Source organism: Flavobacterium aurantiibacter, assembly GCF_002251775.1.
Lineage (GTDB): Bacteria > Bacteroidota > Bacteroidia > Flavobacteriales > Flavobacteriaceae > Flavobacterium > Flavobacterium aurantiibacter.
The window spans coordinates 48,730-73,621 of the sequence record NZ_NOXX01000215.1 but is presented as its reverse complement, the minus strand read 5'-3'; the positions used below and the strand labels follow the sequence as shown (position 1 = coordinate 73,621).

At 41.5% G+C, this 24,892-nt stretch carries 26 protein-coding genes and 1 pseudogene; 22 read left to right on the top strand and 5 right to left on the bottom strand.

The features are described from left to right. The first annotated feature begins 97 nt into the window (after window positions 1-97). Window positions 98-952, top strand: coding sequence for a BRO-N domain-containing protein (locus tag CHX27_RS12315; RefSeq protein ID WP_094487074.1), 855 nt, complete (start codon window positions 98-100; stop codon window positions 950-952). Window positions 953-1,128: 176 nt separating this feature from the next. Here CHX27_RS12315 and CHX27_RS12310 read toward each other — a convergent pair whose 3' ends face one another. Beyond that, a complete protein-coding gene (locus CHX27_RS12310) occupies window positions 1,129-2,511 on the bottom strand; it encodes a DUF4403 family protein (RefSeq protein WP_094487073.1) in 1,383 nt (460 codons plus the stop codon). Window positions 2,512-2,822: 311 nt separating this feature from the next. Here CHX27_RS12310 and CHX27_RS12300 point away from each other — a divergent pair, with 311 nt between their 5' ends. From CHX27_RS12300 to tsaB, 3 genes are read left to right on the top strand one after another with little or no spacing between them, the layout of a single operon-like run. Beyond that, complete coding sequence (locus CHX27_RS12300) at window positions 2,823-4,271, top strand: TolC family protein (RefSeq protein ID WP_094487071.1); 1,449 nt, start codon at window positions 2,823-2,825, stop codon at window positions 4,269-4,271. A gap of 2 nt (window positions 4,272-4,273) precedes the next feature. Then, complete coding sequence (locus CHX27_RS12295; protein WP_094487070.1) at window positions 4,274-5,572, top strand: efflux RND transporter periplasmic adaptor subunit; 1,299 nt, start codon at window positions 4,274-4,276, stop codon at window positions 5,570-5,572. Further along, window positions 5,572-6,240 carry a tRNA (adenosine(37)-N6)-threonylcarbamoyltransferase complex dimerization subunit type 1 TsaB gene (tsaB, locus tag CHX27_RS12290; RefSeq protein WP_094487069.1) on the top strand — a complete coding sequence of 223 codons (669 nt, stop codon included), beginning with the start codon at window positions 5,572-5,574 and terminating at the stop codon, window positions 6,238-6,240. The genes CHX27_RS12295 and tsaB overlap by 1 nt, the downstream gene beginning before the upstream one ends. A gap of 22 nt (window positions 6,241-6,262) precedes the next feature. Here the strand turns inward: tsaB and CHX27_RS12285 are convergent, their stop codons facing one another. The 4 genes from CHX27_RS12285 to CHX27_RS12270 form a co-directional block, all read right to left on the bottom strand. Next, the gene (locus CHX27_RS12285) at window positions 6,263-7,123 is read right to left on the bottom strand and encodes a pseudouridine synthase (RefSeq protein WP_094487068.1); all 861 of its coding nucleotides are present in this window, start codon (window positions 7,121-7,123) and stop codon (window positions 6,263-6,265) included. Between the two features lie 224 nt (window positions 7,124-7,347). Further along, window positions 7,348-8,259 carry a geranylgeranylglycerol-phosphate geranylgeranyltransferase gene (locus tag CHX27_RS12280; RefSeq protein ID WP_094487067.1) on the bottom strand — a complete coding sequence of 304 codons (912 nt, stop codon included), beginning with the start codon at window positions 8,257-8,259 and terminating at the stop codon, window positions 7,348-7,350. Window positions 8,260-8,265: 6 nt separating this feature from the next. Then, a complete protein-coding gene (locus tag CHX27_RS12275; RefSeq protein ID WP_094487066.1) occupies window positions 8,266-9,204 on the bottom strand; it encodes a mevalonate kinase family protein in 939 nt (312 codons plus the stop codon). A 15-nt stretch (window positions 9,205-9,219) separates the two neighbouring features. Then, complete coding sequence (locus CHX27_RS12270; RefSeq protein WP_094487065.1) at window positions 9,220-10,296, bottom strand: diphosphomevalonate/mevalonate 3,5-bisphosphate decarboxylase family protein; 1,077 nt, start codon at window positions 10,294-10,296, stop codon at window positions 9,220-9,222. 56 nt (window positions 10,297-10,352) lie between these two features. Between CHX27_RS12270 and CHX27_RS12265 the strand changes: the two genes are divergently transcribed. The 18 genes and pseudogenes from CHX27_RS12265 (at window position 10,353) to CHX27_RS12180 (ending at window position 24,890) form a co-directional block, all read left to right on the top strand. Next, window positions 10,353-10,838, top strand: a complete 486-nt coding sequence (locus CHX27_RS12265) for a TspO/MBR family protein (RefSeq protein WP_094487064.1) — start codon at window positions 10,353-10,355, stop codon at window positions 10,836-10,838. A 120-nt stretch (window positions 10,839-10,958) separates the two neighbouring features. Further along, on the top strand, window positions 10,959-11,324 hold the full coding sequence (locus CHX27_RS12260) for an NADH-quinone oxidoreductase subunit A (RefSeq protein ID WP_094487114.1): 366 nt from the start codon (window positions 10,959-10,961) through the stop codon (window positions 11,322-11,324). A 25-nt stretch (window positions 11,325-11,349) separates the two neighbouring features. Next, window positions 11,350-11,901: an NADH-quinone oxidoreductase subunit B gene (locus CHX27_RS12255; RefSeq protein WP_094487063.1), complete on the top strand. Its 552-nt coding sequence runs from the start codon at window positions 11,350-11,352 to the stop codon at window positions 11,899-11,901. A 1-nt stretch (window position 11,902) separates the two neighbouring features. After that, window positions 11,903-12,424 (top strand): NADH-quinone oxidoreductase subunit C, encoded by a 522-nt coding sequence (locus tag CHX27_RS12250; protein ID WP_094487062.1) that lies wholly within the window; start codon window positions 11,903-11,905, stop codon window positions 12,422-12,424. Between the two features lie 15 nt (window positions 12,425-12,439). After that, a complete protein-coding gene (locus CHX27_RS12245) occupies window positions 12,440-13,675 on the top strand; it encodes an NADH-quinone oxidoreductase subunit D (protein WP_094487061.1) in 1,236 nt (411 codons plus the stop codon). 7 nt (window positions 13,676-13,682) lie between these two features. Then, window positions 13,683-14,213 carry an NADH-quinone oxidoreductase subunit NuoE family protein gene (locus CHX27_RS12240; RefSeq protein ID WP_094487113.1) on the top strand — a complete coding sequence of 177 codons (531 nt, stop codon included), beginning with the start codon at window positions 13,683-13,685 and terminating at the stop codon, window positions 14,211-14,213. Then, on the top strand, window positions 14,213-14,506 hold the full coding sequence (locus CHX27_RS12235; RefSeq protein ID WP_094487060.1) for a nucleotidyltransferase family protein: 294 nt from the start codon (window positions 14,213-14,215) through the stop codon (window positions 14,504-14,506). The genes CHX27_RS12240 and CHX27_RS12235 overlap by 1 nt, the downstream gene beginning before the upstream one ends. Before the next feature lie 115 nt (window positions 14,507-14,621). After that, window positions 14,622-14,843 (top strand): annotated as a pseudogene (locus CHX27_RS15835) (HepT-like ribonuclease domain-containing protein); the annotation flags it as partial. 4 nt (window positions 14,844-14,847) lie between these two features. Then, complete coding sequence (gene nuoF, locus CHX27_RS12225) at window positions 14,848-16,215, top strand: NADH-quinone oxidoreductase subunit NuoF (RefSeq protein ID WP_094487059.1); 1,368 nt, start codon at window positions 14,848-14,850, stop codon at window positions 16,213-16,215. Window positions 16,216-16,236: 21 nt separating this feature from the next. Then, a complete protein-coding gene (locus CHX27_RS12220; RefSeq protein WP_165764511.1) occupies window positions 16,237-17,262 on the top strand; it encodes an AAA family ATPase in 1,026 nt (341 codons plus the stop codon). 3 nt (window positions 17,263-17,265) lie between these two features. After that, window positions 17,266-17,796, top strand: coding sequence for a hypothetical protein (locus CHX27_RS12215; protein WP_094487057.1), 531 nt, complete (start codon window positions 17,266-17,268; stop codon window positions 17,794-17,796). Between the two features lie 5 nt (window positions 17,797-17,801). Further along, window positions 17,802-18,845: a 2Fe-2S iron-sulfur cluster-binding protein gene (locus CHX27_RS12210; RefSeq protein WP_094487056.1), complete on the top strand. Its 1,044-nt coding sequence runs from the start codon at window positions 17,802-17,804 to the stop codon at window positions 18,843-18,845. Between the two features lie 3 nt (window positions 18,846-18,848). Next, a complete protein-coding gene (nuoH, locus tag CHX27_RS12205; protein WP_094487055.1) occupies window positions 18,849-19,901 on the top strand; it encodes an NADH-quinone oxidoreductase subunit NuoH in 1,053 nt (350 codons plus the stop codon). A gap of 260 nt (window positions 19,902-20,161) precedes the next feature. Next, complete coding sequence (locus CHX27_RS12200; RefSeq protein WP_094487054.1) at window positions 20,162-20,707, top strand: NuoI/complex I 23 kDa subunit family protein; 546 nt, start codon at window positions 20,162-20,164, stop codon at window positions 20,705-20,707. Continuing rightward, a complete protein-coding gene (locus tag CHX27_RS12195) occupies window positions 20,707-21,228 on the top strand; it encodes an NADH-quinone oxidoreductase subunit J family protein (protein WP_094487053.1) in 522 nt (173 codons plus the stop codon). The genes CHX27_RS12200 and CHX27_RS12195 overlap by 1 nt, the downstream gene beginning before the upstream one ends. Continuing rightward, complete coding sequence (gene nuoK / locus CHX27_RS12190) at window positions 21,228-21,548, top strand: NADH-quinone oxidoreductase subunit NuoK (protein ID WP_094487052.1); 321 nt, start codon at window positions 21,228-21,230, stop codon at window positions 21,546-21,548. Before CHX27_RS12195 ends, nuoK begins: the two co-directional genes overlap by 1 nt. Before the next feature lie 3 nt (window positions 21,549-21,551). Then, entirely contained in the window at window positions 21,552-23,438 is a 1,887-nt protein-coding gene (gene nuoL / locus CHX27_RS12185; RefSeq protein ID WP_094487051.1) for an NADH-quinone oxidoreductase subunit L, read from the top strand. 9 nt (window positions 23,439-23,447) lie between these two features. Beyond that, window positions 23,448-24,890 (top strand): complex I subunit 4 family protein, encoded by a 1,443-nt coding sequence (locus tag CHX27_RS12180; protein WP_094487050.1) that lies wholly within the window; start codon window positions 23,448-23,450, stop codon window positions 24,888-24,890. Window positions 24,891-24,892 lie beyond the last annotated feature (2 nt).

The window sequence follows — 24,892 nt, the reverse complement described above, 5'->3', positions numbered from 1 at the left end:
TGTATTTGCTGGTAACTTAGAAAGAATAATTGCACTACAGCTAGAAATCAATAAAAAACAGGATACTACTGGATTAAAACTAGTAATCTTACCAAAGATGAAACAACAAAACACCATACAGATTTTTGAAGATAGAAAAGTAAGAACCTTGTGGGATGCTGACCTTGAAAAGTGGTTTATCTCGATAATAGATGTTATAGCCATCCTTACAGAAAGCGTTGATGCGGCCGCTTACTGGAGAAAACTAAAGCAAAGACTCAAAGAAGAAGGGAATGAAACCGTGACGAATTGTCACGGTTTGAAAATGCTTGCTCCTGACGGAAAAATGAGGATGACTGACGTAGCAGATACTGAACAACTTTTTAGGCTAATTCAATCCATTCCGTCACGCAAAGCTGAACCTTTTAAATTGTGGTTGGCACAAGTTGCTAGCGAGCGATTAGACGAGATACAGGACCCAGAATTGACTATTGATCGAGCATTATACGAGTATCAACAATTAGGATACAGTGAAAACTGGATAAATCAACGTCTAAAAAGTATTGAAATACGCAAGGAATTAACCGAAGAATGGAAAAAGCGAGGATTAAAAGAAGGCTTACAGTTTGCTACACTTACCGATATCATCACCAAAGCATGGGCTGGCAAAACAACTAGAGAATATAAAATACTGAAAGGTTTAAAGAAGGAAAACCTACGGGATAACATGACTAATACCGAACTCATATTAAACATGCTTGCTGAAGCATCTACTAAAGATATATCGGCGGCTACTAATCCTAAAGATTTTGAGGAAAGTAAAAAAGTTGCTAAACAAGGCGGCAATGTGGCCAAAGTGGCGCGAAAAGAACTCGAAGCCAAAACGGGTAAAAATGTAATATCTTCTTTTAATGCAAGAGAATTGTTGACGGAGAAAGCAGATACCAAAAACTTAAAACCCAAAAGGAAGTAAGCAATTTTATAATTTCACCAAATCAAAAACCAGATAAGTGTACTCTTTGAAATGAAATGAATTGTAAGACTTAAATCGCTATCTGATTAGGCAAGTCACCAGAAAATTGTATCCACTCGAATCATTAGTACGACAGCACTTCCTGAATGTCGCCGCCTGAGTCTTTCGAACTCACCTTATTTAAACCCATCCACCTTAACCGTCACTTTTCCACTCACTTCCAAAAACGCCAAAATAGCTTTGTTGTTCACTTGAATTTTATCAAAAACAACATCGTTCATCGTTCCGTTAACAAAAACGCCCGGCATTACGCTGTAGTTCGAAGTGTAGCGCTGCAACTGTTTTTTGCCTTCCTCTAAATTCGGCGCAATACTGTATCTGCACGCTTGCTGCATTTTCTTAAGTATTGTGCCCGAAGCCAACCAATTTGCCGCTTTTATCAAAGTACTTTTTGTATCCAGCACATAATCCAGATTATCAAAGTAAATTTCTTTGGTTTGTGCGTTGTAAGCCGGGAATCCGCTGAGGTAAATATCGCCATTCAAACTACCCGAAAGCGTTAAGGCTACAACTATTTTGCCTGATTTATGCCACAATTTTACCTGCTCTACTTTTACTTTTCGGCTGCCCGAAGCAAATTCTTGCCCGGCAAAATTTTTGGTGATTATCGCCTCGGCGTCGGCATACGTCGAAACAGCAATAACTTTAGCATTCACTGCATGCGGAACCGATTTTACCGCTTTCAATACAACCGCATCTCGATTAAAAAGCGATTTCGGTTTGGCGCCTACAAGCGTCTCAATTTTACACTTCACACCCATATCCATCACCAACGTACTTTTTCCAATCGTAGCATCAGTGGCATACACTTCAATCGGAGTAAATCGAACCCACGATTGGTACGTTTCGCTCGCTAAACTCGGTTCCGACATTTTAGCCAAAGCATCTAAAACTTGCGGCTTAAAATCAACGGTTTTTTTAATCGCATCGTCTATGTTTTTCTCGATTTTTCCCTTAAAGTATTTTATAGCCGGATCTACCAAATACGTAATCGAAACTACTTTGCTGCCAATTGTCATGCTCGGCGATTCCTTCCAATCCAAGTCGCTAATTCGAGTTTTGGTTTGCAGTTTCCAGTTAAGCAAATTCACTTCGCTCAATAAACTCACCACGCCGTTTAAGTCAAATTCCCGAGTGTCGTACAAGTCAATTCCCAATTTCGAAGTACCGTAACGGTAAAAAATCTTTGCCTTTAGCGGCAAAATCACTTTCATCTTGCCACCTTCCGATCGCAACTGAATAGGTGCTTGTTTCCAAACCGTTAGTTTAATGTCGTCGTCGGTGATGTCTTTATCTTCGTAGATAACGCCGTTAAGCGTTTTATTTATTTGGTTTTCAATATCTTGTATCGAAATTTCTACCGGCATGTTCAGAAACGAGGGTTCGGTATCGTAAATCAATGGCGCCGCATCGTCGGGTTCCGGCTTGAGCGATTCTATTTTTTTTACCGATGAACAGGCTGTAAGCACCACCGCCAAAAGCCAAACTAGGTTTTTCATATTCAAAATTTAAGCAAAAGTAGTAAAGTGATTCATTTGTTTTTGGGCGAAACCCTGCGCCGCTCATTTCCCCACCGCAGGGTCGGTCTTTTCGCTGCAACACCACCTGCGCAATCGCTTTCGGCTAGCGGGTCTGCGGCGCTTCCTTTGGTCGCACGCAGCTGCCGCGCCTCAATTCTCTTGCCACAGGCGTTGTTTCCGCTGCAATACCTTTCGCGGGCAATCGTTTCCAAAAAAAAGTGTACAAATTTTACCTCAAACTGTAACACTCTGCATTTCTTTTCGTCAATTTACAGAGCAAATCAAACCTAATGCCAAAAGTTAAAGCACAGCTAATCGTTGTTTTTGTTGCCTGTTCGGGTGTCTTTTCCTCTTTTGCACAAGCTAAAAAGTGGACATTACTCGAATGCGTTAACTACGCACTCGAAAAAAATATATCGGTACAGCAATCGGCACTCGATCTCGAAACAGCAAAAATCGAGCGTAGCGATGCCATCGGAAATTACCTGCCATCCATAAGCGCCAACGGAAATCATTCGTGGAACATTGGTTTAAACCAGAACATCACCACAGGTTTACTCGAAAACCAAACCACACAATTTACCAGCGCAGGTCTCAATTCGAGTGTTACCATATTCAGCGGTCTCTCGAATTTGTACCGCTACCGCAGAGCTAAATTATCTGAGCTTGCCTCGCAATACCGACTTTCAAAAATGAAAGACGATATTTCGCTTAATGTGGCCAACGCTTACTTGCAAATCTTGTTCAACAAGGAAAATCTCAAAATTCAACAAGAACAGCTTAATAACAATCTCAAGCAAGAAGCGCGATCCAAAGATTTAGTCGAAGCCGGTTCCATTCCGCGTGGCGATTTACTCGATATTCAAGCCACAGTAGCTACAAACCGACAAACCCTGGCGGTAGCCGAAAACAGTTTACTGATTTCGAAACTGAGCTTGGCGCAGTTGCTTCAATTGGAAGATTTTAGAAATTTCGATACCGTCGATGCCGATTATCCAGTGCAAAACAGCGCTACCATGCTCGAGTCGCCTGAAACCATTTACGAGAAAGCAAAAAAAGAACGCGTTGAAATTAAAATTGCACAAGCCAATCTCGATTTAGCACAACGCGATATTCAAATAGCCAAAGCAGCCTATTCGCCAACTTTACAAGGTTTTTACAGTTTCAATACTCGTGCCGCCTACACCGATCGAATTGTAGGTTTTGAACCCAATACCGATAACCCCACTTCGGTAATCGGAACTGTCGACGTTAACGGTAGCACATTTAACGTTCTGCAACCTAATTTCCGTCCCGTTTTAGGTGGGCCACGTTCGGTTGCCGATCAATTCGTCGAAAATAAAGGTCACCAGTTTGGTTTACAACTTACGATTCCGATTCTAAACGGATTCTCCTCACGAAATTCAGTTCGTCGCGCAAAAATTGCCTTCCAACGCGCACAAACCAACCTCGATCAAGAAAACCTTACACTCGAACGGAACGTGTTCCAAGCTTTCACCGACGCCAATGCCGCATTGAAAACTTACGAAGCGGCAGTAACTGCTGTTGAAGCACGCGGAGAAGCGTTTAAATACGCCACCGAACGTTTCAACGTAGGCTTAATGAATGCCTTCGATTTAAGTCAGGCACAAACCTTGTACGTAAACGCACAGGCCGAGTTGAGTCGCGCCAAATATGATTACATCTTTAAAGTAAAAGTCGTTGAATTCTATTTCGGAATTCCAATTATGCAACAATAGTTATGGGAAAGAAAAAAGTTTGGATTATAGTAATCGTTCTAGTAGCAGTAATCGGCGGTTTGTTATACGCCGCATCGTCGGGTGCCTTTAAAAAGTCTGGCGAAGAGAAAGAAGTAGAAACCGTTGTTGCCAGCACACAAACCATCGTCGAAACCGTTTCGGCAACCGGAAAAATTCAGCCGGAAGTAGAAGTGAAAATTTCTTCGGAAGTTTCGGGCGAAATCATTGCACTACCTGTAAAAGAAGGTCAAGTGGTTAAGAAAGGCGATTTGCTCGTGCGCATCAATCCCGATTTATATACCTCGGGCTTAAATCGAACTGTAGCCGGATTGTCGCAAACGAAAGCCGGTTTGTCGCAAGCTGATGCGCAATTTACCGAAGCTAAAGCCGCTTACGACCGAAATAAAACGCTTTACGAAAAGGGAATTATTTCTCGCGCCGATTTTGAAAAAGCCGTGTCAGCGTTTGAAGTAGCCAAAGCTAATAAGCAATCGGCGTATTACAATGTGGCATCGGCGAGCGCTACTGTGAAAGAAGCTAAAGACAATTTAGGACGCACTACCATTTACGCTCCTGCAGACGGAACCATCTCGATGCTCAATGTGGAGTTAGGCGAACGTGTTCTCGGAACGCAGCAAATGGCGGGAACCGAAATCTTGCGCGTGGCAAACCTAAACCAAATGGAAGTGGAAGTTGATGTGAACGAAAACGACATTGTTAAAGTTAGTATCGGCGATTCTGCTAAAATTCAAGTTGATGCCTATTTGAAAAAAGAGTTCAAAGGAATTGTTACCAGCATTTCGAATTCGGCAAGTACAGCAACCACAGCCGACCAAGTAACGAACTTCAAAGTAAAAGTGCGCTTGTTAAAAGAATCGTATGCCGATTTGTTAGAAGGCAAGCCGGCAACCTACTCGCCGTTTCGTCCGGGAATGACAGCCACGGTCGACATTATAACCAAAACACGTGTAGATGTTATTGCTGTACCGATTAGTAGTGTAGTGGTAAAAAGCGATACACTTCCGGTGAAGAAGCCGCAATTTGAAATGCCCGACGAAGCTAAGACCGAAGAAACGCCTGCGCCAAAAAGCGACAAACGTTTGGAGTGCGTGTTTGTGAAAGTGGGTAATAAAGCTAAAATACGAATCGTAAAAACAGGTATTCAAGATAACAGCAACATCGAAATTATTTCCGGTTTGAAAAAGGGCGATGTGGTAATTACGGGTCCGTTTGGTCTGGTAAGCAAAGAATTAAATTCGGGCGATTTGGTTAAAACCAAAGATATAAAAGCCGCTAAATAATGGCGCTTATCTTGTGTTTGGAAACGGCTACCAAGAATTGTTCGGTAGCTTTATCGAAAGACGGTGCTTTTTTAGCAGCAAAAGAATTTGCAGGCGAGAATTACTCGCAAGCCGAGTTATTACACACGTTTATTCAAAACGTTTTAGACGAAGCCGGAGTAAAATTTGCCGATTTGGCTGCTGTGGCGGTGAGTGCGGGTCCAGGTTCGTACACGGGTTTACGTATTGGTGTTGCGGCCGCGAAAGGTTTGTGTTATGCACTAAGTATTCCTTTAATTTCGGTTTCTACGCTCGAAGTTTTAGCGACACCCAAGCAACTACATTCGGGTTATAAAGTGCCCATGCTCGACGCGCGCCGTATGGAAGTCTACACTGCCGTTTACGATGCGAATAACCAAATAATAGAACCGGTTTCGGCTAAGATTCTCGACGAACATTCGTTTGAAAATTTCAGCGAGACGCTAGTTTTGTTTGGCGACGGCGCAACGAAATGTAAAGAGCTGTTTGCCCATCGAACAAATATTATCATTGATGAATCGTTGCCGTATCCTTCGGCCAAAGACATGCTTGCCTTGGCGCATAAGCGTTTCACAGACGGCGCCTTTGAAGACGTTGCCTACTTTGAACCTTTTTACTTAAAGGATTTTATCGCCGGAGGAGGGAAGTAAGGTGCATTCGTCTGGCGACGTTTTACACATTCTTCAAATTGATAATTTCTTGGTCAGTCAGGAAGCGCCATTGACCGCGTGCGAGATTTTTCTTGGTAAGTCCGGCGAAAGCAACACGGTCGATTTTTAAAACATCGTACTTCATGGATTCGAATATGGCACGCACGTGCTTTGGGTTTGAAGAGTTTACTTGTAAACCAATTTCACTTTTTGGCGCATCGTCGATGTAGCTGATAGAATCGACACGTAGGAAATGCCCATCCATTTCAACACCTTTTTCGATACGTTCTAAGTCTTCGAATTTCAAGTTACGATCTAGAGAAACTTGATAGATTTTCGAGCTACGTTGATTTGGCGAACCGAATTTGTTAATCAGGTCGTGATCGTTGGTGAACAGCAGCAAACCTGTAGTGGTTTTATCCATGCGGCCAATGGGATAAAGTGTAGTGTTTGCAGCCGATTTTATGAGTTCGTTTACGTTGCGTTGTCCGCCTGCATCGTCGGTTGAGGTAGTAAAGCTTTTTGGTTTGTTTAGCAAAACGTACACTTTCTTTTCGGGAGTGAGTTTTACGCCGTCGAATTCAACTTTATCGGTTGGTTTTACTTTGTAACCTAATTCGGTTATGGGCTCGCCGTTAACTTTTACGTTTCCGGATTGGATGTAAATATCGGCTTCTCGACGGGAGCACACGCCGCTGTTGGCGATGTATTTGTTGAGACGAATTTCGTCGGCGGTCGTTTTTTTAGGTTGTCTGGCTGCTGGTTTTACGGCAGAAATTTCCTTGCGACTGTCGGAAGGCTTGTAATCTTTTTTATAAGTCGTTTTTTTATTTTTTGGCTTCGATGTAGCTGTCTTTCTCGGTTTTTCTGATTTCCCCGGCATAATTCAAAATTTTGGCAAAGGTAGTCAATGCCCGTCAATTAGCAGGTTGTTTTGTGCACGAATGCCGCAGCCCCGATGGCAACGAAAAGCTTTTGCGGTTGGTGCGCTGCGAGAAACGCTTTGCGGCGGCGACCAGCGGAAGCCGTGGCAAAGCGATTTTCGAGCGCGTAGCAAACGGAAAACTTGCAGTGAACAGCGGGAATAGCTGCCCAAAAAATCGAAATCTACAACAATTTTTTACCGTGGTACAATACGCCTGGGTCGATGAGTACAATGCAGAAAACGCCTGCTACAATGAGTGCTTTAATACCGTTGTGAACCAATAAATAGCGACTTTTTTCGCTTTTTTTCCAGAGTAGTATGTTTAGAACCGTGAGTACGATTAAGGAAACGTATAAGTATAAATCCATGTAGCCAACATCGTAACGTTCGATTAACAAATACACGGGAATGAGTGTGAGTACCGAGGCTGTTGTAAATGCTTGTTTGCTTTTAGACTCGCCGTATTCAACGGCAATTGTGTGGTAGTTATTGGCTAAATCGCCCGTTAGGTTTTCTAAATCTTTTACAATTTCGCGCATGAGCAGCAGCAGCCACAAAAAAGTAGCGTGCCCGAAAATAACGGGTTCGAAATTTTTGTAGTAGAGCAAAATCGCAAAGAATGGAAAAATGGCGAGGAGTGTCGACATTAAATTCCCTACCAGTAAGTACTTTTTGACTTTATGCGAGTAAAACCAAATCAGGAAAATGTACACGCTAAAAAACGCTGCTGCGCGCCAGGAGACGATAAAGGCGATGCCTACTGAGATGAAATTTAGCGTAAAATACACACGCAATTTGGTGCCTTGGGATACCAAACGATCGAGTAAGGATTTTCGCGGTCGGTTTATTAAATCTTTTTGCGAATCGTAGAAATTATTAATGATATATCCCGAAGCAATTGTGATAGCCGAGGCGAGTACAATGCAAAGCAATAGCGGGTCGAGCAGTACATGGAGCGCACGCATATCGCCAGCAAGAATAAATATCGCCGAAAGGTATTGCGCTAGGAAAATGATAGGAATATTATAGCCGCGAACGACCGAAAACAAGCTGACGCATTTCATCAGCAAGCGTTTGTTTTTGCGGCTAAGCATGTGTTTTTAGAAGCGGTATACCACTTCGAGCTTGTAGTTTTTGAGAGCTTCGGCAGCTTTTTCGTAATCTTGGGTAAAGCCTAAGATGTAACCACCGCCACCAGATCCGCACAACTTTAAGTAGTAATCGTTGGTTTCGATACCGCGTTCCCAGATTTCGTGAAATTGCGAAGGAATCATGGGTTTGAAGTGATTGATGGCAACTTTAGAAAGTTGTTTGGTATTTTCGAAAAGCGATTTGAGGTCGCCCGCTAGGAAATTTTCCACACAGGCATCGGTATATTTTACAAACTGATTTTTCAGCATGTTACGGAACCCTTTGTCTTTTAGGTTTTCCATAAAAATCTGAACCATAGGCGCAGTTTCGCCCACAATTCCGCTATCGAGTAGGAAAACGGCACCGCTGCCTTCTGGGCGTTGGGTCGGAATTCCGGTTGCTTCGATGTTATCTTTCGAATTGATGAGAATCGGAATGCTGAGATATGAATTTACGGGATCGAGTCCGGAACTTTTTCCGTGGAAGAACGATTCCATATTTGCGAAAATCTCTTTCAATCGCAACAGTTTCTCACGGGTTAAGTTTTCAAGTACGCTGATTTTAGAGAGCGCGTATTTATCGTAAATGGCAGCTACGAGCGCACCGCTACTTCCAACGCCGTAACCTTGTGGAATCGACGAGTCGAAGTGCATGCCGGCTTGTAAATCGCGGTCGAGACTTTCGAAATCGAATTGCACCAATTCGGGTTGCTGCTTAGTGAGTTCTTTTAAATAGTTGGTAAAGCGAATCAAACTTTGGTTTGATGCTTTTGCTTGTTCGGTTGAAGCGCCATCTATTTTTAGCGCACCGTTGTAAAAGTTGTAAGGAATGGATAAACCTTTTGAATCTTTGATGATTCCGTATTCTCCGAACAGTAATATCTTAGAGTAAAAAAGTGGTCCTTTCATGTTGTTGATTTCCTGTTAGTTCAACTTTTGTGCTCCGTTGCCAACAGTATCACAAAGGTACTGCTGATTTTGGCAAAATTCAACAAGATTTTCCTTAATAAATTCTAAAATTTCACTTTTAATGCTTTCAGGATAAAGTAAGTGAACATTTGCGCCGGCATCGAGTGTGAAGCAAAGCGGTAATTTTGTGCTTTCGCGGAAGCGACGTACCCGCTCGATAATCTGTAATGTATTGGCATGCATTAAGATGAATGAAGGCGTTGAAGTAAGCATCATCGCGTGTAAGGTCAGCGCTTCGCTTTCGGTTATTTCGATGAATTTATCGAGATCACCTTGTTCTAATGCTTTTGAAATTATTGCCAGATTTCGGTGCGCTTGTTCAAATCGGCTTGCGGCAAACGGATGGTTGTTCATCAGTGCGTGCCCGGCTGTGCTGGAAACTACTTTTTGTCCAACATCTACAAGCATTATAGTATCTTGAAAGTTGTGAAAAACCGCGTGTAAGGTATTTGGAAAAGCGATGCCGTACAAATCGGATGCCGCTGGAAAGGTTTCGTTTTTTCCCCAGATAACCGGATTTCCAGAAATACTTCGGCAGGCGCTGCCAGAACCAATTCGGGCTAAAAACGAAGCTTTTTTCAACAAGTGTTCTTCGTTCGGATGGGAACTGAGTTGGCGTTCGATGTCGCAGATATTCATAGCTAAAGCTGCCAAAGCCGAGGCCGATGAAGCAATGCCCGACGAATGTGGGAATGTATTTTTGGAATCGATTTTAAGTGTTAAACCGTTCAAGAACGCGCAGTAGGGAAGAATCTTGTCAAAAAACGTTTGTAGTTTAGGCAAGAAACTTGGTTTGCGTTCGCCTTCGAAATAAAAATCAAATGAAAACTGATTTGCAAAGCTTGCTTCTACGGAAGTGATGGTTTTGCAGTCGTTCAGTGTGAAACTAATCGACGGATTTGCCGGGGTTTGATCCGGATTTTTTCCCCAATATTTAACCAGAGCGATATTACTTGGCGCACTAAACGTAGATTTGTGCTGAAAATTTGCGGAAGGAATTAAGTTTGTGATAAAATCTTCGTGAAGCTGCATGAAGTTTTTGCGCAAAGATAATACAAAGCGCGTGTATCAACTTTCATTTTGTACGTATGAAGACAGGAAGAGATTTGGCAGTAAAAAGTGCAACTTTGATTGCCACTACATTGGGAATCGGATTTTTAGTCGGGCAGGTAACGCGTCCGGGAATCGAAACTTGGTTTGTTTTTTTAGAAAAACCTTTTTTTAATCCGCCAAACTGGTTGTTTGCGCCGGTTTGGAGTGTTTTGTACGTTTTCATGGCCATAGCTGCTGCTCGAGTATGGAGCAACACAAAATCGGAAGTGGCTGTGATCAGAAAAGCACTTTTATTTTGGTGGATTCAATTCGCCTTGAATACGGCATGGTCGTTTTTGTTTTTCGGATTGAAAAATCCGCTTTTGGCATTAGTCGAGATTGTTTTATTAGAATTGTTGATTTACGAAACCTACCTGCAATTTCGGAAAATCGATGTCGTTTCGGCTAAGTTATTGATTCCGTATATGATATGGGTTGCTTTTGCGGCAATTTTGAACGCCTCGATTTGGTGGCTGAACTAAAAAACGGACATATTATTTATAATGATTAAAAATAGACAACTTTAATATTTGTCGAACCTAATAAGGTTGTTAATATCCCCGTTGCCGTTTATCTTTGTGGGCAAAAATTTAAACAAAATGATGCAATCTTCTCAGGTTGATTATGTTCCGATTTTGATGCAGATGTTGTTAGCGGTCGGTTTTGTTGCGCTAACCATTGTGGGTTCGAGTTTTCTTGGTCCACGCAGGCTTTCAAAAAATAAAGACAAGAATTTTGAGTGTGGAATTGAATCCATCGGAAACGCTCGAATTCCATTCTCTGTAAAGTATTTTCTCGTAGCCATCTTATTTGTTTTGTTTGATGTGGAAGTAATTTTCTTGTATCCGTGGGCGGTCAATTTCAAGGCTATGGGTATGGAAGGCTTCCTTAAAATGGGCATCTTTATGGCTTTGTTGTTGGTTGGTTTCTTTTATGTAATCAAGAAAAAAGGTTTGGAGTGGGAGTAATCCTTAACGTAACGATGATACAACTATGAGCGATTCAAAAATAATTACCAATGCACCTGCTCCAGAAGGCTTTGCCGGAGAAGGTTTTTTTGCAACTAAACTCGATTCAGTAGTAGGGTTAGCGCGTGCTAATTCGCTTTGGCCTTTGCCTTTTGCAACTTCTTGTTGTGGTATAGAATTCATGGCTACCATGGCGTCTCATTACGATGTGGCGCGTTTTGGTTCGGAGCGTATGAGTTTTTCACCACGTCAGGCCGACATGCTTCTGGTAATGGGAACTATCGCAAAAAAAATGGCGCCTATTTTGCGTCAGGTATACGAACAAATGGCAGAACCTAAATGGGTTATATCTGTTGGAGCCTGTGCGTGCTCGGGCGGAATTTTCGACACCTACAGCGTGCTTCAAGGAATTGATAAAGTAATTCCGGTCGATGTTTACGTGCCAGGTTGTCCGCCGCGTCCGGAGCAAATTCTCGACGGGATTATGCGTTTGCAAGATTTAGTGAAAAGCGAGTCGGTACGCCGCCGCAGTTCACCTGAGTACACTGAATTATTAGCCTCATACAACATCCAATAAAATGGGTTTAGAAAACCAATTTATTCACGAAACGCTGCTTGCCAAGTTTGGGGACAGCGTTTCCGACTTTAATCAAATTCACGACATATTAACTTTTGAAGCTGAGCCAGCTGTAATCAAAGAGGTGATTCAGTTTTTGAAAAGTGAACCGTCATTGAACTTTAATTTTTTAACCGATTTGTGCGGCGTACATTATCCAGAAGCTAGTGAAGACAGGCAGTTTGCAGTGGTATATCACATACACAATTGGTTTGAAAACGTTCGTATTCGCATCAAATGCTTTTTGAGTGGTGCGCAGCCTGAAATCCCTACGGTATCTGATTTGTTCCGAAGTGCAAACTGGCAAGAACGCGAAACCTACGATTTTTACGGTATCCGATTTATGGGTCACCCGCAGTTGAAACGCATCCTTAACATGGATGAAATGACGGTGTTTCCGCTTCGTAAAGAATATCCACTAGAAGATGGTGGTCGTACCGATAAAGACGACCGTTTCTTCGGAAGAACAACAGATAATTGTTAATCTAAAAGCAGTACCATGTCAGAGTTACTTTTACCACCAGAACAACGTTTTGCTACAATTATCGAAAAGCATAAAAACGACGACGGCAGTGAGCTTTCCATCCTCAATTTAGGACCTACCCACCCAGCAACCCACGGAATATTTCAAAATATTTTGTTAATGGATGGCGAGCGTATTATTGAGGGCGAAGGAACGGTTGGGTACATTCACCGCGCCTTTGAAAAGATTGCAGAAAATCGTCCGTTTTATCAAATTACGCCACTTACCGACCGTATGAACTACTGTTCGTCGCCAATCAACAATATGGGTTGGTGGATGACTTTAGAAAAGGCTTTGGGAATTGAAGTTCCGAAGCGTGTTCAATACATGCGCGTAATCGTAATGGAACTTGCTCGTATTGCCGACCACATTATTTGTAATTCGGTTTTAGGAGTTGATACGGGTGCTCTTACAGGTTTCTTATATGTGTTCCAGTATCGCGAGAAGATTTATGAGATTTACGAAGAGATTTGCGGTGCACGTCTTACAACAAATATGGGCCGAATCGGTGGTTTTGAACGCGATTGGTCGCCGAAAGTTTTTGAAAAAATTGAGAAACTTTTGGAAGAATTTCCACCAATCTGGACCGAGTTTGAAAGCTTACTTACGCGAAACAGAATCTTCATGGATCGTACCATCAACGTGGGTGCGATTTCAGCTGAAGACGCCATGAATTTCGGATTTACAGGTCCGAATTTACGTGCAACTGGAGTTGATTACGACATTCGTGTGATGCAGCCGTATTCTTCTTACGAAGATTTTGATTTTGAAATCCCTGTTGGAAAATCAGGCGATACTTACGATCGTTTTTGTGTTCGTAATGCCGAAGTTTGGGAAAGTTTGAAAATTATCCGTCAGGCTATCGACAAAATGCCAGAAGGTCCGTATCACGCCGACGTTCCCGATTATTACCTTCCTCCAAAAGATGAAGTATACAACACTATGGAAGGCTTAATCTACCACTTTAAAATTGTAATGGGCGAAGTGCCGGTTCCGGTTACCGAAGTATATCATCCAGTAGAAGGCGGAAACGGAGAACTCGGGTTTTATTTAATTACCGACGGAAGTCGCACACCTTACCGCTTACACTTCCGACGTCCGTGTTTTATTTACTACCAAGCCTTTAATTATATGGTGAAAGGTGAAATGTTATCCGATGCGATTGCAACACTTTCAAGCTTAAATGTAATTGCTGGCGAATTAGATGCATAACGAAATTATGGAAAGAAAACAGTACCATCAAGAAATCAATATAACACCTGAACTTCAAGCACGCATCGACGAGTTGATTTCGCGTTATCCGGCGGATAAACGCAAGTCGGCTTTGTTACCTGTTTTACACGAAGTGCAGGATGCGCACGACAATTGGTTGAGTGTACCGCTTCAAGATAAAGTTGCCGAAATTCTGGGTATTAAACCTATCGAGGTATACGAAGTTGTGACCTTTTACACCATGTATAATCAGCGTCCGATTGGCAAGTATATGTTCGAGTTTTGTCAAACTTCGCCTTGCTGTTTGAATGGTGTGGAAAACTTAATGGATTATACCTGTAAGAAATTAGGTGTTAATGTGGCAGAGCTTACTGCCGATGGCTTATTTGAAGTACGCGGAGTAGAGTGTTTAGGAGCTTGCGGATACGCACCAATGATGCAGTTGGGCGATTTCTACGTGGAGCACCTCAATGAAGAAAAGATCGATCAATTGATCGCAGATTGCAAAGAGAATAAGATAACCTTACACGATAAGTAATGCAATTGTCAGCCTCTCAAGTTGAACAAATACGAACTTTCTTCCGGGATAAACCGGTACATAAAGTATATTTGTTTGGATCGTACGCACGAGGCGAGGCAGATGAAAATAGTGATATTGATTTACTTATCGATTGGGATTATTCAAAGCATATAGGTTGGAATTACGTTGGATGGTGGGAAGAAATTAAAGAATTATTGAATAAGAATGTTGATTTTGTTTCTGCCAAGTATGTTTCTCCATTAATCGAGCAAGAGATAGATAGCGACAAAGTATTGATTTATGAAGCGTAATCTTGGAGATAAGGTCCGAATATTTCATATTTTGGAAGCAATTGAAAAGATAGAGATGATTATGAAGAATGTTTCTTTCGAAGACTTTTGCTCCAACTAAGAAAAAAAGTTAGCCGTCGAAAGATTGCTGGAAATAATTGGTGAAGCTACCAATCATATTTCTGAGGAATTGCTTTACGGCAGCGAAACATCGGCTCCTTGGAGAAAGATTATTGCGACAAGAAATATGATTTCGCATGAATACTTTCGAGTAGATGAATCGATTATATATCAAATTGTAACGAAAGAGATCGTACCATTAAAAAAAGATATTCTTGTTATAAAAAGTAGTTTATAATACTATGGCACAAAAAATATTACTAGATAAAATAAATGTTCCTGGAATCAAGACATTCGAGGTGTACCGTCGGGAGGGAGGATATGCTTCCGTAGAAAAGGCACTCAAGAATATGACGCCGGACGAGGTTGTGGAAGAAGTGAAAACGTCGGGTTTGCGCGGACGTGGAGGCGCAGGTTTCCCAGCTGGAATGAAGTGGAGCTTTATCGATAAAAAAAGTGGTAAGCCAAGGCACTTGGTTTGCAACGCCGACGAGTCGGAGCCAGGAACTTTCAAAGACCGCTTTTTGATGGAGTACATTCCGCATTTGCTGATCGAGGGAATGATTACCTCTTCCTATGCACTTGGCGCGAATTTATCCTACATCTACATCCGTGGTGAGTATATGTGGGTGTACAAAATCTTGGAACGTGCTATTGCCGAAGCTAAAGCTGCAGGATTTCTCGGAAAGAACATCCTAGGTTCGGGTTACGACTTAGAGTTACACGTGCACTGTGGTGCCGGCGCGTACATTTGTGGTGAGGAAACTGCATTGATTGAATCGTTGGAAGGCAAGCGTGGAAATCCGCGTATTAAGCCACCGTTTCCAGCTGTATCGGGTCTGTGGGCTAATCCAACTGTGGTAAATAACGTGGAAACGATTGCGGCAGTGCCGTGGATTGTGAACAACAGCGGTGCCGATTACGCTAAAATTGGTATCGGACGCTCAACAGGTACAAAATTAATATCGGCATCTGGAAACATTAAGAATCCAGGTGTTTACGAAATAGAGTTAGGTTTGTCGGTTTATGAATTCATGAACTCCGATGAATATTTAGGTGGAATGAGCACCGATCGTCCGTTGAAGGCGTTTGTGCCCGGTGGAAGTTCTGTGCCGATTTTACCCGCGAATTTAATATACAAAACAGCAAACGGTGAAGATCGTTTAATGACTTACGAAAGCTTGAGCGATGGCGGATTTGCTACCGGTTCAATGCTGGGTTCGGGCGGATTTATCGTGTACGACGATCGCGCGTGTATTGTTCGCAACACGTGGAATTTTGCACGTTTTTACCACCATGAAAGCTGCGGACAATGTTCGCCTTGCCGCGAAGGAACAGGTTGGTTGGAGAAAGTATTGTACCGTATTGAAAACGGAATGGGTCGCGAAGAAGACATTGATTTGTTGTGGGATATTCAATCGAAAATCGAAGGAAATACGATTTGTCCGTTAGGCGACGCCGCTGCATGGCCGGTTGCTGCTGCCATTCGTCATTTTAGAGATGAATTTGAATACCATGTTCGTTTCCCTGAAAAAATAAAAAATCGCGACCATTTTGTAGCAGAGCCGTTTGAAAAGGTGAAACATTTAGTGGCTGGAGTAGGAGTTTAAATTACCAGAATTTATAAAACCTTGAAACACATTAATAACATAAATATCAGCAATTTTAAATCGATACGTCAAGCATCGATTGAGGATTGTAATGTAATTAACGTGTTTATTGGAAAGCCAAATGCCGGAAAGAGTAATTTGTTGGAGGCGTTGGGGTTATACGGGATGTTCTCACTGGATAGAAACGACGTTCATTTAGCTGATTTCGTCCGCCAAAATAATTATCAAGAATTATTTTTTGAGGGAGATACTGGTCGAGAAGCTATTGTCGAACTCGATTCAAGTTCCATAAAGTCAACGTTCAGCTATGGAGAGCTTTTTCTTCATTACAAGACTCTTGATAGCGGAGATCCAATAAGGTCGATTATTTTTGATTCTTATAATGAGGAGAATGATCGAAATTCTGAGGTAAAAATTAAAAAAGATTTTACTACGAGGAATCGCGTTAAGAAATATAATTTTAGTGGATACGTTAGTAGTAACAAAGTTTCGAATAAAGATAGCTTAGAGTTTCCTTCTGGGAAAAATATTGGAAGAATTATCGCTTCTGTTCCGGAGCTAAGGGCACAAGTAAATCTACTCTTTAAGCAAAACGATTTAAAATTTTTAATTGAAAAAAGTACCAACGATTTAAAGATTTTTAAAGAGTATAATGATGGCACCGTATTTACCCTTTCGTATAATATGATTGCAGACACTTTGCAGAGATTAATTTTTTACAAAGCTGCAATAATAAGTAATGATGAATCGGTCTTATTATTTGAAGAACCCGAAGCGCACTGTTTTGAGCCTTATATTCAAGAGTTTACAAACGCAGTAAAATACGATAAAAATAAAAATCAGTTTTTTATTGTAACACATAGCGATTTTATCATTCAAGAATTTCTTCGAGACGACGACAGTAAAGCCAAGACAAACATATATCTAGTTAACAACGTTCAAGGCGAAACACAGGTTAAGCTGATGAAGCGAGAAAACAACGAGGACGTTTACGAGCTTGGGATGAATGCATTTTTTAATTTTGACCAGTTGTGGGAAAACAATTAAGAAATGGCTGTTATTGGAGTAGAATGCAACGCCGATCGTTATTTCTTCGCAAAACTGCTAGGAAATAAAGGCTTGATTCGAAAGGAGAAAAATGAAAGTGAAGTCATAAAAGGAATTGTACAAAGGAGTAAAGATAGTTTTAGAATTGGAATTATAGATGAAGATAAAAACAAGAGGATTCCAGCTGATTTTAAAGAAATTTATAAAGATGCCAATTCACGTTGTTTTAAAAGAGAAGAGAAATTTCAGTTTTTGTTTTTGATTGGTCCGAGACAATTTGAGCATTGGATTAATAGTTTTTTGATAAAGCGAAATAAAGATGTGAGCGCTTTTGAATTTGAAAGTTTTGAGGAGTTTATGCAGAAATCAAAGTCGGTTACTCCTGAAAATGATAGTAGATTTGCAGAGCTAATTGATTATGTTTTAGAAGAACATGCAAGCTTTGACAATCACGTTTTAAAAGTTAAGTTGCAAATCGAGTATTTGCTTGAAAAGAAGTTTGAGTTTGAAATAAAAGAGTTCGTTAAAATATAAGATTAATGAAAGTAACAATAGACGGGCAACCGATTGAAGTAGAACCGGGAACAACCATCTTGCAAGCTGCAAGAATGTTGGGAGGCGAAAGCGTTCCGCCGGCAATGTGCTACTATTCGAAACTAAAAGGAAGCGGCGGAAAATGTCGTTGCTGTTTGGTAGAAGTGAGTAAAGGTTCAGATGCCGACCCACGTCCGATGCCAAAACTTATGGCTTCGTGCGTTACCGGTTGTATGGACGGGATGGAAGTGAACAGCGCCAGTTCGCAACGCGTGCAAGACGCCCGTAAGTCGGTTACCGAATTTTTATTGATCAATCACCCGTTAGATTGTCCGATTTGCGACCAAGCCGGTGAGTGCGACTTGCAAAATCTAAGTTTCAAGCACGGTAAGAGCCAGACGCGCTTTATCGAAGAAAAACGCACGTTCGAACCCGAAGACATCGGACCGAATATCCAATTGCACATGAATCGCTGTATTTTGTGCTACCGTTGTGTGATGGTAGCCGATCAGCTTACTGATAATCGCGTACACGGCGTACTCGATCGCGGTGATCACTCTAATATTTCGACTTGCATCTCAAAAGCAATCGACAATGAGTTTTCTGGAAACATGATCGATGTTTGCCCAGTTGGTGCACTTACCGACAAAACCTTCCGTTTTAAATCGCGCGTTTGGTTTAACAAGCCGTTTAATGCACACCGCGATTGCGATAAGTGTTGCGGAAAAGTTACTGTTTGGATGTTTGGAAACGAAATTCAGCGTGTAACGGGTCGTAAAGACGAATATCACGAAGTGGAAGAATTTATTTGCAACGAATGTCGTTTTGAGCACAAAAACGTTGCGGATTGGGTGATTGAAGGTCCACGCAAGTTTGAAAAAGATTCGGTTATCAACCAAAATAACTATACACGTCCGTTGGACAAAGTAGTAATTGCAACCGAAAAAAATATTTTGAAAGGTCGCGACCAAGATCGCAAGAAAATTTCGATGACGAGTGTACCTTTGAAGCCGGAAGAGCAAGAAACGTTTTTAAAAGGAAACCTGTAGTCTATGGATAGTGCAATCATTATAGAAAAGAGCATTTTCATTGTAGTCATTTTCGCGATTACGATGCTTATGGCTATGTATTCGACTTTAGCGGAACGTAAAGTTGCTGCTTGGTTACAGGATCGTATTGGTCCGAACCGCGCGGGAAAAGGCGGTATTTTACAGCCACTTGCCGACGGTTTGAAATTGTTTAGTAAAGAAGAATTTTTACCAGATACGCCAAATAAGTTTTTATTTATCGTAGGCCCGGGAATTTCGATGAGCGTAGCTTTAATGACTAGCGCCGTGATTCCGTGGGGTGATAAGTTGGAAATGTTTGGAAGAACCGTGATTTTGCAAGCAACCGACATCGATGTGGCTTTATTGTACATCTTTGGCGTTTTATCTGTTGGTGTTTATGGAATCATGATTGGCGGTTGGGCATCGAACAACAAATTTTCGTTGATGAGCGCCATGCGTGCGGCCAGCCAAATGATTTCGTATGAAATTGCAATGGGATTGGCCATTATTGCTCTGTTAATGATGAGTGGTTCGTTGAGCTTACGCGAAATCGTGGCGCAGCAGCCGGGCATGCAGTGGAACGTGTTTTACCAGCCGATTGGTTTTGTGATTTTCTTGGTTTGCTCTTTCGCAGAAACCAATCGTACGCCTTTCGATTTAGCGGAATGTGAAGCCGAGTTAATTGGTGGTTATCACACCGAGTATTCGTCTATGCGTATGGGATTCTATCTCTTTGCTGAGTACGCGAGTATGTTTATTTCATCGACAATTTTGGCGACCCTGTACTTTGGTGGATACAACTATCCCGGTATGGAATGGGTGGTTAACAACTGGGGTGTAAATCCGGCTAATATTTTAGGAATTGTTGTTTTATTTGCGAAAATATGTTTCTTCATCTTCTTCTTTATGTGGGTAAGATGGACGATTCCGCGTTTTCGTTACGATCAGTTGATGCGTTTAGGTTGGAAAATATTGATTCCGTTGGCAATTGTGAACATATTTTTGACGGGTGCATTTGTATTGAAGAGCGAAATTTTAGAGGCGTTAGGATTTTAGTCGGTAACGATTGCCCTAGCCCCGATAGGAGCGGCATCCTTTTTTATGAAGCCTCGTGGAATAAAAAAGATACAGCGGATAGCGGGAATAGCTTCAAAAAAATAGAATAGTTTTGAGAAGCGAGAAACGAGCCCCGACGGCTATCGGGAGAGAAACTAGAAACGAGATTTGAAAAGGATTTAGTTCCGAAAGTAATCGGGACACCTTGTTTAAAATACTGAGACAGATAGAGTCTATAAAAACGAAAAAGTAAATTAGAGATGGCAATAGAAACGATTTCATTATCGGGACGCAAAAAAGAGGTGGTGAACAAAAAGATGAATTTTTGGGAAGGCCTTTATTTAGTTGCGATTATTAAGGGATTGTTTATCACAATCAGGCACTTATTTAAGCGAAAAGTTACCATCAAATATCCAGAGCAAGTGCGTGAGCGCAGCGATGTGTATCGGGGTCAGCATCAATTAAAGCGCGATGAATTGGGTCGTGAAAACTGCACGGCTTGTGGTTTATGCGCTTTGTCTTGTCCGGCTGAAGCGATTACGATGACTGCAGCCGAGCGCAAGCCTGAAGAAAAGCATTTGTATCGCGAGGAAAAGTATGCTTCGGTTTACGAAATTAATATGTTGCGTTGCATTTTTTGTGGATTGTGCGAAGAAGCCTGTCCGAAAGACGCAATTTATCTCACAGAATCTAAGCAGTTGGTTCCAGCGATGTACGGTCGTGAAGACTTTATCTTTGGAAAAGACCGTTTGGTAATGCCTTTAACTCAGGCAATGATTAATGCTCAATCTCAAATGACACGTTAATGTCGGCAGTACTACTCACTTTTTACATTTTATCGGCAATTACGCTTGCTACAGCGTTTTTAACGATTTACAGCAGAAATCCGATTCACTCGGCTATTTATTTGGTGATTTGTTTCTTTACAATCGCTGGTCATTATCTGCTACTCAACGCACAATTTTTAGCTATCGTTCACATTATCGTGTATTCCGGCGCCATTATGATTTTGCTTCTGTTTACGATCATGCTTATGAATCTGAACAAAGAAGACGAGGTGCACAAACCGCGCATTACCCGTTTGGGCGCTGTGGTGGTTTTTTGCTGCATGTGTTTAATAATGCTAACGATTTTTGTGAATTCGCAACCCGTTGCCGATGTGGTTCCGGCTAGTGGAATTGATTATCAATCGATTAAAGTATTAGGTCAAGTTTTACTTGATGGCGAAGAAGGTTATATGGTGCCGTTTGAATTTGCATCGATATTACTTCTTGTAGCGATGATTGGAACTGTTTTATTGTCTAAAAAAGAAAAAGTACAACTATAATGCAGGACGTTTTAAATCAAGTTGGAATTAACAATTACATCTTTTTGTCGGTGTTGTTGTTCTGCATCGGAGTTTTCGGTGTGCTCTATCGTCGAAACGCGATTATTGTATTGATGTCTATTGAAATCATGCTCAATGCAGTGAACCTTCTTTTTGTTGCGTTTTCGACGTACCATGAAGATGCACAAGGACAAGTATTTGTATTTTTCTCGATGGCTGTAGCTGCAGCCGAAGTAGCTGTTGGTTTGGCTATTTTGGTTTCTATTTTCAGAAATATCGGGTCGATTGATGTGTCAAATCTTAAAAAGCTTAGAGGATAACTAATGGATTTATCGATTATTTTACTGCTGTTATTAGCTCCGTTAGGTGGCTTTTTAATCAATACTTTTTTAGGGAAGCAACTCGGAAAAGGTGCTTCAGGTGCTATCGGAACTTTAGCTATTGTTATTAGTTTTGTTTGTACGTTGTTGCTGTTTCTGGGTTTGGAGCCTGGCGCGGATACGAAAGCTGATTTATTTCACTGGTTGACATTCCAAAATTTTAGTGTTGATTTTTCTTTTCAATTCGATCAATTGAGTTTATTGTGGTTGCTTTTCGTGACGGGTATCGGTTCGCTGATTCACTTGTATTCGATCAGCTATATGCACCACGATAAAGATTTTTATAAGTTTTTCTCGTATCTGAACTTGTTTGTCTTCTTTATGATCGTTTTGGTCAGCGGAAGTAACTTACCAATTTTGTTTATCGGTTGGGAAGGTGTAGGATTGTGCTCGTATTTGCTAATCGGATTTTGGTACAGCAATCAGGCTTACAACGATGCTGCAAAGAAAGCGTTCATCATGAACCGTGTGGGCGATTTAGGCTTACTTATCGGTATATTCATTTTAGCAACTGTAGCTGGAACGCTCGATTATCAAGGTTTGGAAACATTTTTTCAAACGAAAGGTAGTTTGGTTGATTCTACTTGGTTGGCAGTTGCAGCACTTTGTTTGTTTATTGGTGCCTGCGGAAAGTCGGCACAGTTGCCACTATACACTTGGTTACCCGACGCCATGGCTGGTCCGACGCCAGTTTCTGCATTAATTCACGCAGCAACGATGGTAACGGCAGGTATCTTTATGGTTACGCGACTGCATTTCTTATTCGATTTAGTTCCGGCCATTCAGAATGTTATCGCCGTAGTTGGTGTATCAACAGCACTTTTCGCGGCTACGATTGGCTTAGCGCAGAATGATATCAAGAAAGTACTGGCGTATTCAACAGTTTCGCAATTAGGACTTATGTTCTTAGCCTTGGGAGTTGGAGCGTATGAAGTTGCCGTTTTTCATGTAATCACACATGCGTTTTTTAAGGCGTGTTTGTTCTTGGGTGCAGGTTCGGTAATTCACGCGAATTCCGACGAACAAGACATGCGAAAAATGGGTGGTTTGCGTAAAGTAATGCCAATCACATTCATTACCATGCTTATCTCAAGTTTAGCAATTGCAGGTATTTTTCCACTCTCAGGCTTTTGGTCTAAGGACGAAATTTTATTAGAAGCTTTCCATTACAGCATTCCGTTTTGGGCAGTAGCTTCGTTAGCTTCTATTCTTACAGCTTTTTATATGTTCCGTTTAATGTTCTTGACCTTTTTTGGTGAATTTAGAGGAACAGAACACGCAAAGAGTCATTTGCATGAAAGTCCTGCTTTAATGACGATACCGCTTGTTATTTTGGCAACTCTAGCTGCCGTTGGCGGATTAATCAGTATTCCAGGATCAAGTTGGTTGATGCACTTTTTAGAGCCCTTGCTTCATACAGATGGTGCGCCAGAGCATCACGCATTAGATCAAACAGCGTATATCTTGATGGCCGTTGCTTCGGTAGGTGCGCTTGTTGGAATTTTTATCGCGTACAGAAAATACATTTCAAACAAAGAAGTTCCGGGTGAAGACAGTGAAGTAACTGGATTTACGAAAGTACTGGCTGAAAAATACTACGTTGACGAATTGTACGACAGCGTTTTTGTAAAACCGATTAATTTATTGGCGCGTTTCTTCAGAGATGTGGTGGAAACGGCTCTAGGTTCGTTGGTGTATGGATTCGGAAAAGCTGCTGCAGAAATCAGCAATCAGGGAAGAAAAGTACACAACGGCAGTATCGGATTGTACTTATTCGTTTTTGTAATCGGATTCTGTCTTATAGTATCGTATTTATTTTTAGCTCAATAATCAGCACGTATGGAAGTTATCTACTTACTTATTTTACTTTTAGTCGGCGCCGGTCTTACCTACTTTTCCGTTGATAAAGCGGCATCTCGTGTTGCATTGTTGATCTCAACAGTAGCGTTCGGATACTCGCTTTATCTGGTTTCGCTGCATTACGGCGGGCAGTTGCCAGAAAATATTCATTTTGATTGGATTTCAAAGCCAAGCATTGGTTTCGATTTACGACTTGATGGTTTAGCACTTCTCATGCTGGTGCTCACCACAACATTGCTTCCGCTAATCGTGGCAAGCGGTATCGAAACGAAATTCGCAAACGCAAAATCGTTGTACGCACTCGTCTTGTTGATGGCTTTCGCCATGTGTGGAACATTCGTTGCCTCAAACGGATTATTATACTACATCTTTTGGGAGGTTGCCTTAATACCGATTTACTTCATTGCATTAATTTGGGGAAGCGGTGATGCTGAAGAACGCAAAAAGCAAGTGGTGAAATTCTTTATTTACACGTTTGCTGGTTCGCTGTTTATGCTTGTTGGTTTTGTTTATTTGTATGGAAAAGCGGGAAGTTTATTACTAACTGATTTATATAAATTAGAACTTTCTTACGACGAGCAACTACTTGTTTTTGGAGGTTTCTTTTTAGCGTATGCGATTAAGATTCCACTGATTCCGTTTCATACTTGGCAAGCAAACGTGTACCAAAAGGCGCCTGCTATGGGTACGATGTTACTTTCGGGTATCATGCTTAAAATGGGATTGTATAGCGTGATTCGTTGGCAAATTCCTATTTCGCCCGATGCATCGAAAGAGTTGATGCCTTATTTGGTATGGATCGGAATTGCAGGAGTTATTTATGGATCGATCGTTGCTTTGCGTCAGCGTGATGTCAAGAAATTACTCGCGTATTCATCTTTAGCGCACGTTGGATTAATAGCTGCAGGTTTCTATGGTTTGACCGCCGATGGAATCACCAGCGGCATCATTCAAATGTTTGGTCATGGTTTAGTTGTAGTTGGCGTTTTCTTTGCTGTTGAAGTCATTGAACGTCGCTACCAAACACGCGCCATCAGCGAACTTGGTGGAATTAGAGCACAAGCCGTAAAGTTTGCTTCTGCATTCTTGATTGTTACGTTAGCATCGGTCGCGCTTCCTGGTACTGTGAATTTCGTGGGTGAATTCGGATTGTTGTTTTCACTTTCTACTCAGAACGTTTGGTTTTCCGTAATTGGAGGTTTAACCATTGTTTTGGGAGCATATTACATGTTGAAAATGTACCAGCAAGTTATGTTGGGTGAGGCCAACAAAAAGCCTTTTGCCGACTTATCCGTGACCGAGTCGCTTATTTTTGGCGCTCTAGCCGCTGTTATCTTCTTCTTTGGAATTTATCCGCAACCAATAAACGATTTGATTGCACCAGCCGTAAATGAAATTATCGCTCAAATTAGCACAAACTAACC